Source organism: Bradyrhizobium guangdongense, from assembly GCF_006483445.1.
Taxonomy (GTDB): domain Bacteria; phylum Pseudomonadota; class Alphaproteobacteria; order Rhizobiales; family Xanthobacteraceae; genus Bradyrhizobium; species Bradyrhizobium guangdongense_A.
Genome location: NZ_PPPT01000224.1, coordinates 1 through 12,439, shown reverse-complemented (window position 1 = coordinate 12,439; position 12,439 = coordinate 1). Strand labels below are relative to the sequence as shown.

12 protein-coding genes are annotated in these 12,439 nt (G+C 64.5%); 2 read left to right on the top strand and 10 right to left on the bottom strand.

The window, feature by feature from the left end:
• The 8 genes from paaA to C2U70_RS28840 all read right to left on the bottom strand — a co-directional run.
• The coding region (paaA, locus tag C2U70_RS28875) for a 1,2-phenylacetyl-CoA epoxidase subunit PaaA (protein WP_140982034.1) at positions 1 to 642 on the bottom strand (642 nt) is incomplete at its 3' end.
• A gap of 140 nt (positions 643 to 782) precedes the next feature.
• On the bottom strand, positions 783 to 1,649 hold the full coding sequence (gene paaX / locus C2U70_RS28870) for a phenylacetic acid degradation operon negative regulatory protein PaaX (protein WP_140982033.1): 867 nt from the start codon (positions 1,647 to 1,649) through the stop codon (positions 783 to 785).
• A 213-nt stretch (positions 1,650 to 1,862) separates the two neighbouring features.
• Positions 1,863 to 2,633, bottom strand: a complete 771-nt coding sequence (locus C2U70_RS28865; protein ID WP_140982032.1) for an esterase/lipase family protein — start codon at positions 2,631 to 2,633, stop codon at positions 1,863 to 1,865.
• Positions 2,634 to 2,822: 189 nt separating this feature from the next.
• Positions 2,823 to 4,109, bottom strand: a complete 1,287-nt coding sequence (locus tag C2U70_RS28860; protein WP_140982031.1) for a DUF445 domain-containing protein — start codon at positions 4,107 to 4,109, stop codon at positions 2,823 to 2,825.
• Positions 4,110 to 4,311: 202 nt separating this feature from the next.
• A complete protein-coding gene (locus tag C2U70_RS28855; protein ID WP_140982030.1) occupies positions 4,312 to 4,767 on the bottom strand; it encodes a phasin in 456 nt (151 codons plus the stop codon).
• Positions 4,768 to 4,982: 215 nt separating this feature from the next.
• Positions 4,983 to 5,576: a GNAT family N-acetyltransferase gene (locus C2U70_RS28850; protein ID WP_186294534.1), complete on the bottom strand. Its 594-nt coding sequence runs from the start codon at positions 5,574 to 5,576 to the stop codon at positions 4,983 to 4,985.
• Positions 5,573 to 6,658, bottom strand: coding sequence for a PHA/PHB synthase family protein (locus C2U70_RS28845; RefSeq protein ID WP_140982028.1), 1,086 nt, complete (start codon positions 6,656 to 6,658; stop codon positions 5,573 to 5,575). Before C2U70_RS28845 ends, C2U70_RS28850 begins: the two co-directional genes overlap by 4 nt.
• A complete protein-coding gene (locus C2U70_RS28840; RefSeq protein WP_140982027.1) occupies positions 6,655 to 7,038 on the bottom strand; it encodes a hypothetical protein in 384 nt (127 codons plus the stop codon). Before C2U70_RS28840 ends, C2U70_RS28845 begins: the two co-directional genes overlap by 4 nt.
• A gap of 154 nt (positions 7,039 to 7,192) precedes the next feature.
• Between C2U70_RS28840 and C2U70_RS28835 the strand changes: the two genes are divergently transcribed.
• A complete protein-coding gene (locus C2U70_RS28835) occupies positions 7,193 to 8,113 on the top strand; it encodes an alpha/beta fold hydrolase (protein WP_140982026.1) in 921 nt (306 codons plus the stop codon).
• 127 nt (positions 8,114 to 8,240) lie between these two features.
• Positions 8,241 to 8,705 carry a nuclear transport factor 2 family protein gene (locus C2U70_RS28830; protein ID WP_140982025.1) on the top strand — a complete coding sequence of 155 codons (465 nt, stop codon included), beginning with the start codon at positions 8,241 to 8,243 and terminating at the stop codon, positions 8,703 to 8,705.
• A gap of 21 nt (positions 8,706 to 8,726) precedes the next feature.
• Here C2U70_RS28830 and C2U70_RS28825 read toward each other — a convergent pair whose 3' ends face one another.
• Positions 8,727 to 9,401 (bottom strand): spermidine synthase, encoded by a 675-nt coding sequence (locus tag C2U70_RS28825; RefSeq protein ID WP_140982024.1) that lies wholly within the window; start codon positions 9,399 to 9,401, stop codon positions 8,727 to 8,729.
• A gap of 183 nt (positions 9,402 to 9,584) precedes the next feature.
• Positions 9,585 to 12,439: bifunctional cytochrome P450/NADPH--P450 reductase (locus C2U70_RS28820; RefSeq protein WP_140982023.1), on the bottom strand; the 2,855-nt coding region annotated here is incomplete at its 5' end.

Below are 12,439 nucleotides of genomic sequence, written 5' to 3'. Positions count from 1 at the left end.
GCCGAACATCATCAGCACCGGCCACCACCAGCGGTTCAGCGCATCCTGTGCCATCGCCTTCTGCTCCTCGGAGCCGCGGCACAGCGTCACCATGATCTCGTAGCCCTGGCGCTGGTGGAACGACTCCTCCTTGCAGACGCGGATCATCGCGCGCGCATAGGGACCGTAGGAGCAGCGGCACAGCGGGATCTGGTTCATGATCGCCGCGCCGTCGACCAGCCAGCCGATCACGCCGATGTCGGCCCAGGTCAGCGTCGGATAGTTGAAGATCGACGAATATTTTGCCTTGCCCGTGAGCATCGCATCGACCAGCTCTTCGCGCGAGGCGCCTAGCGTCTCGGCGGCGGCATAGAGATAGAGCCCGTGGCCGCACTCGTCCTGCACCTTGGCCAGCAGCGCGGCCTTGCGGCGCAACGACGGCGCGCGGGTGATCCAGTTGCCCTCAGGCAGCATGCCGACGATTTCGGAGTGAGCGTGCTGGGAGATTTGCCGCGTCAGCGTCTTGCGATAGGCCGCCGGCATCCAGTCGTTCGGCTCGATGCGTTCCTCGGCATCGATGCGCGCCTGGAATGCTGCTGCCCTGGCCGCATCCTCGACGTTGCGGTCATCGGCGTCAGCCGCATTGAGCGCCTGGGTGTACATGGGCGTCCTCCCGATTTATTGGGAGCGAATATATATCAAAAATACGCCAATGCAATATATTTCTGTAACATGAATGGCCAAAGCGTTTTCGAGCGAAGTGGGTACCGGTTCGCGTGAAGAAAACGCATCAAAACAAGAGTCTACGCTTCGAAGCGTCGCTCGAGGACCTTGCGGGCGGCCGGCAAGGGGCCCTTCTCGTTGGTGCCATGGCTATCAAGCCATTGTTCCGACGGCACAAGCAGCGCCCGATAGATCTCGCCGCACAGCGTACGGGCCGCCCTGCCCGGCCAATCCGCCGGCAGCAGGCTTTCCGGCAACAAGGGATCGCGCAGCACGACGCGGCGGTAATAGTGGATCAGGAGCACGCGTGCGGTGAAGGCGTCGGCGTCCGAGAGACCAGTGCCGCGGCCGATTGCTGCGCGCAGCGGCTCGAACATCTTCATGAACTTGAGATAGGCGTCCGCCGTACGCTCGAGCGGCCAGCTCGCGCTAAGCAGGCGGCGGCCGCTGTCGTCCTCGGCCGAGACTTCGAGCCGGATCGCACCCGCGGCTTCGTCCGGCACGGGCACGCCCGATGGCGCGACCCACACGCCCGGTAGCGGACTGCCAAAGCCTGCATTGCGTAGCGCCTCGCGCGAGGCGTCCCGGTCCTCGCCATTGCCAATCAGCAACAGCTCGAAGCGGCCGGTCCAGTCCGACGGCGGCGGATCGTAGATGTGGCGCGTCGCGGCCTCAAACGTCTGATGCCCCTTCTCGGCGAGACGATAAAAGGAGTTGCGGCCAACCTTCTCGCGCGTCAGCCAGCCATCGGCCGCAAGCCGCGACATCGCGGTGCGAACCACGCCGCTGTCGATGTCGAGGCCTGCGAAGAATTCGAGCAGCGTACCGAGCCACACCGAACCGCCGCGCGGCACGATGGCGTCCCCGAACACGGTGATGACGATGGAGCCGGTGCGCGACGGCTCGCGCTTGAGCTGATCGATGATGCGGGAGAGCGGATGCGCCATGCACGAGGCATAGCGCGATTTGCGCACGAGCGACAATGGAGGCCGGAAGCGACGCGCACCGCTGCTTACTCTCCCTCTCCCCGTTCTTACGGGGAGAGGGTTGGGGTGAGGGGCTGCTTCCGCAGAAACAGTGGGAGTTGGACTCGTGGAGAGTCCCCCTCACCGATCGCTTCGCGATCGACCTCTCCCCGCAAGCGGGGCGAGGTGAAGAGGTTACCGATGCGGGTTCGGATACACCATGCTGCGCCAGCCGCTGCGATCGAAGGGCTGCCACTCGCCTTCCTCCTGCGCGAGGCGGTCGGCGACGGCGTAGACGGCGGCGGGATGATGGCCCATGCCGCAATGGCTGCTCTCGACCTCGATGCTCTCGGTCTGCGCCGAGGTCTTTTCCATGCAGCCCTGCCAGGCACACACGCCATCGGTGCGGCTGAAGATGGCTGTGGTCGGCACCGGCGGCGGCTCGGCGAGCGCGCCACCGAAGCGCGGATCCTCTTCGTCGGCCTTGCGGCCGCTGGCCCACTCATAGACGCGCCAGGCGTTGGTCGAGCGCGGATCGCCGGCAAAGGGGCTGCCGAGCGTGATCACCTGGCGCACGCGATCCGGCATCATCTTGGCGAGCTGGCGCGCATAGAGACCGCCGAGGCTCCAGCCGACCAGGCTGACCTTGCGGCCATGGGTGTCGTTGAGCTCGTGGACGAGATCGACCATCGCGTGCTGCACGCCCGGACGAAGGCCGTAGTTGCGGCCCTGGCGCCAGCCGCTGACGGCGTAGCCTTTACCCCTGAGGAAGCTGCGCAGCGGCCGCGTCGACGCATCGGACGCAACGAGGCCCGGCAGCACGAGCACCGGATGGCCGTCACCGCGCGGCGCCAGCGAGAGCAGCGGCAGCGCGCCGAGGAATGCGCCCAGCTCGTGGATCGCGCGCCCCTCCAGAAACATCAGGGTGCGAGACGGCGGAGACAGGGTCTGGGCAGTGGCGGTCATCAAGGTTTCCTCTGGAAGCCAGCCGCGAACCGCGACGGCGTGTGGGGTGAGAATTCCAATTCGCCGGCTTCTTGAACGTTCCGCAGCGCAACATGAATCAGCTAGGCGGCCGGTTCCCGATATTCAAGCGGGTGAGGCGCAAGGCCACAATAGGCCACCGCGTTAATGCTAACGACCGTGACGCAATAGTCACAGCATTCGAAGCAGGAATTCTACGGAGTAGAGCGCCAGTCCCGCGAGGCCGCCGATCAGCGAACCGTTGAAGCGGATGTATTGCAGGTCGCGGCCGATGTTGATTTCGATCAGCGAAATCAACTGCGTCATATTCCACGACTTCACCTGGTCGGAGATGAAGGTCGAGACGCCGCTCTTCTGGTCGGCGATGAAGCTGCGCAGCACCGCAACGAGGCCTTTGTTGATCTCGCCGCGCAGTTCGGCATCACCAGCCAGCGCTTCGCCCGCCGCAACGAACATGCCCGCGAGATGATGCTGCAGCACCTGCGTCTCGCCCGAGGCGCTGCGCTCGATGAAGGCGCGCGTGTTGGCCCACACCGTGCGCGCGAGATCGGCGAGCTCGGGCCGCGCCAGCAGGTCGCGCTTCAGGCCGTCGATGCGGTCGATATAGGTCTGGTCGGTGCCGAGCCGGTCGACGAAGCTCAGCACCATGCGGTCGAACTCGCCGCGGAACGGGTGTTTGGGATCGCTGCGCACTTCGTCGAAGAAGGCGGTTGCGGACGCCACAATCTTGTTCACCAGAAACCTGTCGGCGCGGTAGAAGCGCAGCAAGGTCGGCAGCTCCGCGCGGATTTTTTCGCGGATCATCGCCATGGTTTCCGTACCCGTCAGCGTGTCGTGCATCACGCGCAGGAGATCGTCGAACAACACCTGGTGCCGCCCCTCCTCCACGAAGCCGCGCAGCGTGCCGGCGGCAAGCGGCGCGAGATCGATCGACTGAAGCTGCGAGGACATGCGGCGGATGATGAAGGTCATCAGGCCGGAGGTCTCGGTGGCCGACACCGCCTCCGGCAACAGGCGCAACGCAAAGCGGGCGAGGTCGTCGCTGCGTTTGCGATCGCGCAGCCAGTCGGCGACAAAGGAGCCGAAATCGATCTGCTTCAGCTTGGCTTCGACCGGCGCGGCCTCGAGGAAATGCACCTCGATGAACTCGCCGAGCTTTTCGGCAATGCGCTCCTGATTGCTCTGGATAATGGCGGTGTGCGGGATCGGCAGGCCCAGCGGCCGCTTGAACAGTGCGACCACGGCGTACCAGTCGGCGAGGCCGCCGATGGTGGCAGCCTCCGCAAACGCCGCGACGAAGCCGAACACCGGATGCACGTTGAGGAGCCACTTCGCGACCACGAACAGCGCCAGCGTCGAGGCCAGCACCAGCGTCGCCAGCGCCTTAACGCGTCGCAGCTCCGCCGCGCGCTGCGCGTCGCCGGGCGTGTCGAAGGAGAAGCTGGCGGGTGGGGTCATGGTGGCTTCACAGTACCCGTCATTGCTGTTTCGTAGGGTGGGTTAGCGAAGCGTAACCCACCTCTTCTGCTTCCGTGTCAAGAGAAGTGGTGGGTTACGCCTTCGGCTAACCCACCCTACGGATTCAATGACTGTGCACAAAAAACAAGGCCCGCCGAAGCGGGCCTCAAAACACAGTTTCAACTCAACTCACGCAACGCAATCAGGCGGTCTTGTTGTAGACCTTCGCGAAGTTGTCCTGAGCGGACTTCGCGCTGTTGGCGGCGAGCTTGCCGAGATACTCGGAGGTCGCCTTGGCGCGCGAGACGAACACTTCGCCACGGGCACGGAGCATGTCCGACTGGATCTGGACGGCTTCGTTGAGCGACTTGGCGGACGCGAGCTTCTCGATGCCGGCGAAGAACGCCTCGGCGTCCTGGAAGATCGCCTGCTGGATGTTGCGGCTGATCTTGCCGGCTTCGGTGACGGATTCCGTCGCGGCGTTCTCGAGAGCGGCGGTCACGCGCTCAGAGCCAGCGAGCACTTCGGCAGCGCGATCCTTCGCGGTGTTGGCGGTCTTCTTGACGAACTCGCGGGCGGACTCGGGAACTTCCATGTTCTGGATGTTCTTGAACGCGTCCTTGAAGCCTTCGAAAGCGGTGTTGGTTTCAGTGGTCATAGGGGTCTCTCCATCCTCAGGGGGTTGAGCTATGGGCTCACCCCGTCCTGATTGGCCCGGGGCAACTCCTATATGGCATAGTTAATGGTGCATCGCAACAATCATGTTGCAGCGCGATATCACAAAATCGTGAACAGCCTTAATGGCGGGCAAGGTGCTGCCTCCCTGGCCGACCGGGGTCCGTCGCTCCTGCGACTTTAGTTGGGGCGGCGCTCCTAGCGCTGGACGGCGCCCGGAAGCCCATAGGCCTCCATCTGGGCCTGGACCTGCGCGATGTTGTGCCCGAGCACGACGATGTCGTGGGTCTTGCCATCGACGTCGCGGACGTGGTCGCGCAGCAGCGCCTCCGCCTTGAAGCCGAGGCTCTCGAACAGCGTGATCGCCGCCTGCTGGTCGACCGTCATCTGCACCGACAGCTTTTCCAGGCCCGCTCCCAGGGCCAGCGCAAAGGTCTCCTGCGACAGCGCCCGGCCGACGCCCTTCCCGCGCACATCGACCGACACCACCATGCGGATCTCGCCGACATGGGGCGACCAGGAATGCGGATCGCGCACCAGCGTGCCGCAGCCCACGACCTTGCCGTCTTTCACCGCAAGGAGGCTCGTGATCGCCCCGCGCTCGATCTCCTTGACCCAGGCTGACAGCACCTTTGGCTGACTGATGTTGCGCGGCAGGAACAGGAGATCATGGGTCGGCAGGGCCTGGCCGAAGGCCAGCACCGCGGGCTCGTCCGCGGACGACATCACGCGGATCTCGATATCGCCGGCGTCGGTCTTGATGTGACGCGGGTAGGAACGCGCTTCGCTCATGTCGATCTCTTCCCCAACCAGGAGTCCAGTTTCGGCCACAGCCGCTTGATGGCATTGGCGCCGGCGACGAGGGAGACGTGACCGCCCTTGAGCATCACCTCCTCCTTGTCCGTCGACCCGATCTTGGTGATCAGATGCTTTGCCGCATCATACGGCACGATGTGATCGTGCTCGGCGACCGCATGCAGGATCGGCACCTTGATGTTCTCGAGCTTTGCCGCGCGCCCGCCGACCGACATGGTGTCGTTGAACAGCTTGTTGTCCCACATCAGGTCTTTGGTAATGGTGCGGAAATATTCGCCGGCGAGCGGCAGCGTGTCGGTCGCCCAGCGGTCGAACATCCGGTACGACTTCACGAACTCGTCGTTCCAGATGTTCTCCCAGAGCTGGATCTGGCTGGCGGTGCGCGAGGCCGGGCGCAGCATCTCGAACGACGACAAAATCATCTCCGGCGGCACGTTGCCGACGCTGTCGACGAGGCGGTCGACGTCAAAGTAGCGGCGGTCGGAGAAGTTCGAGAACAGCTTCATCTCGCGAAAATCGATCGGCGTGGTGAAGCAGATCAGGTTCTTCATCGGCCCGTCGTGGAAGATCGAGCCATAGAGCAGCGACAGCACGCCGCCAAAACAATAGCCGATGACGGAGACGTCCGTCTCGCCGGAATCCTGCTGCACGCGGCGGACGCAGTCCGGGATGAAATCGAGGACGTAGTCCTCCATCCGCAGGCTCTTCTCCTCCGGCCGCGGCGCTGACCAGTCCAGCATGTAGACGTCGTAGCCGCGCTTGAGCAGGAACTCGATAAAGCTCTGGCCCGGCACGAGATCGAGGATGTAGCCGCGGTTGGTGGTCGCCATCACGATCAAGACCGGTATGCGGTAGAGCTCGTCGGATTGCGGCCGGTAGTGATAGAGGCTCATCGTGCCACGCGAATGCAGCACGTCCTTCGGCGTCGACCCCAACGTCGGGCCGGAGGTCGAGAAATACTCGACGCCCTTGATGCTGCGCTGGATCGCGCGCTGCACCTCGGACTGGATGCGTTCCGGGATCGATGCGAAATCGAGCGTGCCGGCGGATGCATTCATTTCTGCTCTCCACCTTCGGACGGTGGACGCTTGGTGCGCGGCGGCCGCGGCGTGGTGTCGATGCCCTGCGCCACGCCGGAACTCGCGGCCATCTGGCTCAGCATCGATTTGATCTCGCCGATCTGGCCTTCGATGGATTGCAACCGCTCGGCAAGGCCCGTGACCTGCTCGCGACTCGGCAGGTTCATCGTGACGAGGTATTTCTCCATGAGCTCGCCGAGCTGCTTCTGAGCACCTGCAGCAACGCCTCCCGCGCGGTTCATCGCCTGCGAGAATTCTGGCGAGGCCATGGCTTTGTTGGCGAAAGAGTTGAAGCCTTGCTCCATCTCGCCAACCATTTTCTGCCACATGGCAACGGGATCGTTGATCTTGTCGGTCATCGGCGTCCTCCACTCACGAGGGCTTTTTGGGATGCCCTTCTTTTTCCGCCATACGACACCGTCGCGGCGAGCCGGTCAACCCGGGAGGCTTCTTTGCGGCGGGAAACCATGCGATAGAACTGATACGTCCAACCGGTTATCCAAGGAGCGGTCCGTGAACGCCTCTGCCCATCAACCGCCGCAGATCGTGCGCGCCAACGGCATCGACATCTGCTACGAGATTTTTGGCGATGCGAACGCAGAGCCGCTGCTGCTCATCATGGGGCTTGGTGCCCAGATGATCCATTGGGACGATGCGTTCTGCGAACAGCTCGCCGCGCGCGGCTTTCGCGTGATCCGCTTCGACAATCGCGACATCGGCAAGTCCAGCCACATGACCGGCGGCAAACGGCTGACGCCGTTCGAGCTGCTCAAGCTGCGGTTCCTCAAAATTCCGGTCGCTGCGACCTACAAGCTCATCGACATGGCCAAGGACACGGTCGGGCTGATGGATGCGCTCGGCATCAAGTCCGCGCATCTGGTCGGCGCGTCCATGGGCGGCATGATCGCGCAGGAGGTCACGCTGTCGTTTCCGCAGCGCGTGCGCTCGCTCACCTCGATCATGTCGACCACGGGCAATCCGCGCGTGCCGCCGCCGACCCGCGAAGCCGCAGCCATGCTGATGGCGCCGCCGCCGCGCAGCAAGGAAGAATATATCGAGCGCTTTGGCAGGACCTGGAAAGTGCTGCGCGCCGGCAGCTTTCCCGAGGAGGAAGCGCTGGATCCCGGCCGCGCCGAGCGCACCTTTGCCCGCGGCCTCAACCCCGCCGGCGTCGGCCGCCAGTTGCGCGCGGTGCTGGCCTCAGGCAGCCGCAAGGAACGGCTGCACAAGGTGACCGCGCCGACGCTGGTCATCCATGGCACCGTCGATCCGCTGGTGCGCCCCGAAGGCGGCAAGGACACCGCAGCCTCGATCCCGAACGCGAAGCTGTTGATGATCGACGGCATGGGCCATGCGCTGCCGGCGCGGTTCTGGCCCGAGATCATCGGCGCGATCGACGAGCACGCGCATCGCGCGGCGGCGAAGGCGGCGTAGACCTCCGCAACAGGTCTCCTCGCAGTGACCATGTGAGCCAGCGGTTACTCTCTTACCGAGAGCCGGCGCGACGGCTATCTTTGCCTTTCTCAATCGCAAGGGAAGGCTGCGGCCTCACGGAGCTCACATGCACCTCGTCGTCCGACCGTTCGCCATGATTGCCGCCTCGCTTCTGATGCTGTCCGGCGCCAGCGGCGCAGCGTTGGCCGCGAGCGCGCAGGAAGAAGCCAATCGCCAGACCGTGCTGTCCTTCTACGAAAAGGGCCTCAACCAGAAGGACGCCGACGCGGCGCTTGCCCATGTCGGCGACCGCTATGTCCAGCACAATCCCAATGCGGCCGACGGTCCCGACGGTTTCCGCAAATTCATCGGCTTCCTGCGCGAAAAGTTTCCGAACTCGAAGAGCGAGATCAAGCGCTCGTTCGTGGACGGCGACTACGTCATTCTTCACGTCCACGCCGTTCGCGAGCCCGGAACCAAGGGCAGCGCGATCGTCGACATCTTCAAGCTGGAGAACGGCAAGATCGTCGAGCACTGGGACGTCGTGCAGCCGATCCCCGAAAATCCCGCGAACAACAACACGATGTTCTGACGGTCGCGTTGGGCGACCGCGTCAGGCCTTCGTCGCGATCCAGATCACGTGCCGCGCGCCGCCGCCTCGTCCGGTGGCGCGGACGGCGACTTCGTTGACGTCAAATCCGGCCTGTTGAAGCCGCCTGGTGAATTTCGGATGCGGGCCGGACGACCAGACGGCAAGGACCCCGCCGCGCCGCAACGCGGTGTGCGCGATCTTCAGCCCTGCGGCATCATACAGCCCATCGTTCGCCTTGCGGGTCAGACCTTCCGGACCGTTGTCGACGTCGAGCAGGATCGCATCGAATGTCCCGGGATGATCCTTGATGATCCCCGCGACGTCAGCCTCGCGGATATCGACGCGGGGGTCGTCGAGGCTATCGCCAAAAATCTCCGCCATCGGCTCCCGCGCCCAGGCGACGACCTCCGGAACCAGCTCGGCCACCACGACCTTCGCCTGCTTCCCGAGCACTCCGAGCGCGGCCCGCAGCGTAAAGCCCATGCCGAGCCCGCCGATCAGCACACGCGGCTTGGCGACCTTCTCGATCTTCTTCGCCGCGAGCGTCGCAAGCGCCACCTCCGAGCCCGACAGGCGGCTGTTCATCAGCTCGTTGGTGCCGAGCTTGATGGAAAACTCCTTGCCGCGACGCATCAGGCGGAGTTCGTCCTTGGTGCCGGGGATGCGCGCGGTGCCGAGTTTGACCCAGGGAATCATGGGAGTGCTTTAGCACGGCCGGACTTCGTAGGGTGGGTTAGCGTAGCGGCTGCGCAAGGCGCAGTCCGCCAAGCGTAACCCACCACTTCTGTTGACGCGGAGACCAAAGAGGGGGGTACGCCGCGCGGCCTGCGCTTCGCGCAGCCGCACAGCTAACCCACCCTACGATTCCGCAATCCGCAGCTAACCGCCCGCCCAGACGTCGAGCACGTAGCGGTTCTTGGCGCCGAGATCCTCGATCCAGCGCGCGCCAGCGGCGGCATCCGCACCGCTCTTCTCGCGATAGATCGCAACCAGCGCGGCCTTCACGTCCGGCTCCATCTTGCCGCCGTCGCCACAGACGTAAATGATCGCGCCCTGCTCGATCAGCGGCCAGACCTTGTCCTTTTGCGCGGCGAGCACGTGCTGCACATAGGTCTTCGGTCCGTCGGCGCGCGAGAACGCCGTGAACAGCTCGGTGATGCCGCCTGCGGCGAGCGACTTCAGCTCGTCCGCATAGAGGAAATCCTGATCCGGATGGCGGCAGCCGAAGAACAGTATCGACGGCCCGAGCGTCGCGCCCTTGGCTTTGCGCGCGGCGCGCTCCTGGAGGAAGCCGCGGAACGGTGCTAGCCCTGTGCCCGGTCCGATCATGATGATCGGCACGGCTGAATCGTCCGGCAGGCGAAAACCCGCCTTGGTCTCGCGCACGATGGCGTAGATGGTGTCGCCGACGCGGCGATCGCTCAGATAATTCGAGCAGATGCCTTTGTAGATGCCGCGGCCGGACGCCGCCGGCCCCTCGACCACGCCGACGGTAACGCTGCAGCGCGCCGGATCCACCGAGGGCGAGGACGAGATCGAGTAATAGCGCGGCGCCAGCAGCGACAGCATTTCCAGATAGGCATGGAACGGCAATTCGCAGGCCGGATATTCCAGGAGCAGGTCGAGCACCGATTTGCGTTTTGCGAGGATCTCGCTGCGATAGCGTTCGCTCGCCTCCGCATCGTCGCCGACGAACGCCAGTAGTTTTGGCTTGGTCACCGGGCAGCGCGTGTGCTCCGACATGATCTGGATCTGCTTGCGGGTCGCGACCTGCTGCAGCTCGACGAAGTCGGTCAGGAGCTGACCGACCGAGACGGTCTCGCCGACCGGCAGCTGCGCGCGGCGCCCCTCGGCGACGCCGAGCCTGATCTGGTCGGCCGGCAGGAAACCGAAGCGGCGCGCGACCGCATCGACCAACGCGGGATCGTTGCGCGGCACGACGCTGAGATGATCGCCGACGCGATAGGTCACCCCGGGCGGCAATTGCACCTCGATGTGGCGTGTCGAGCGCTCCGACGGATTGGGGCCATCCTTGTTCTGGAGCTCGTTGTTGGCGACGAGCTTCATCGCCGCGGTGCCGCCAAGCGCCGCGATGGCGTTGACCGCGCCGGGCGCGACCGGCTCGACCTTGTAGAGCGCCTCGTCGTCGGCGCTGCGGCTGAAATTCGCCGCCAGCCCGAACTCCTTCATCGCGGCCGGCGCGGCCGCCGCGAACCATTTTTCGAACTGGCCGTCGAGGTCGCTGCGGGCATCGCCCTCGCCGCGCGCATAGACGCTGCGCGCGCCGTGGGCCGCAAGCTGCTCGTCGATGAAGCGTGGCACGGACTGATAGGTCGCCGCCCAGTCACTGTTGCCGCAACCGAACACGGCGTAGCGGACATTTGCGAAGGCATCCTTCGGCAGGCCGCCATGCAGCGACTTCACGAACTGCGTGGCATTATCCGGCGGCGCGCCGTTATAGGAGGCGCAGAAGATCAGCACGCCGCCCTCTGTCGGCAACTTGCCGACATAATTGTCGAGCGGCGCGAGCTTGCTGGCAAAACCGTTCACTTGCGCGAGGTCGGCAACGCGCGCCGCCATTTCCTCGGCGGTGCCGAGATTGGAGCCGTAGAGCACCAGCAGCGGCGTGTTGTGGCCGGGCCGTGCGGTGGCGCGCGGCGTTGACGCACCGGCGTTCGCCGTCGCCGCGGTCGGTCCCGCATAGGCACCACGCTCGCGATCGGCGCGCGGGCGAACCTTGATCTTGAAGCCTTCCGGCTTCATCGTCAGGGTTTCCTTCAGATGCATCTGGTAGCGCTGATGGTCGACCAGCTTGAAGCGCTGCAGGATCATGCCGAGCGCGAGCGCGGCCTCATGCATGGCGAAGCCGCGACCGATGCAGGCGCGCTGACCGTTGCCGAACGGCTTCCAGGCGTTGACCGGACGTTTCGCTTCGGCCTCACGGCTGAAGTTCTCGGGATCGAAATTGTCGGGGTTCGGACCCCAGACGCTGGGGTCGCGATGCAGCGCGGTCACCAGGATCGTCGTGAAGGTGCCCTTCTTGAGCTTGTACTTGCCGCCACCGATGGTCTCGTCCTTGAGCGGCGAGATGCCATAGGCCGGCGCCGGCGGCCACAGCCGCAGCGCCTCCTTCAGGATCTGCGTGATGTAGGTGAGCTGCGTCACCTGCTGATAGGTCGGCCTTGCATCGACATTGGGCCCGAAGACGCGATCGACCTCGTCATAGGCCTTCTTCAGGATGTCGGGGTGCTTGAGCAGCGCGTAGAGCGTGTAGGACAACAGGCCGCTGGTGGTCTCATGGCCTGCGATCAGGAAGGTGTTGATCTGGTAGCGGATGTTGACGTCGTCGAGCTGCTCGCCGGTCGAACGGTCGACGCCGGTCATCATCGCAGCCAGCATGTCCTTCTTGTCGTCGGTCGCGTCAGCATTCTTGCGGCGCTCGGCGATGATCTCGTCGACCATCCTGTTCATGAAGGCGACGTCTTCGGCCAAGGTCTTGCGGCGCTTCTGCATCCAGATCTGCTCGAACGGGAGGCCGCGCGTCATCATGATGGTTTCGAGCGAGCGCACCAGCGACTCGACGAAGGGATGGTAGTCGCTCCGGTAGAACGAGTTGAAGCGATAGTCGAAGCCGCACAGGCCGATGGTGTCGAGCGTGAGCGCGGTCATGTCGTGGACGACGTCGATTTCGTCGTCGGCGTTGAGCCGCTCCCATTTCTTGACGAGCTGCTCGG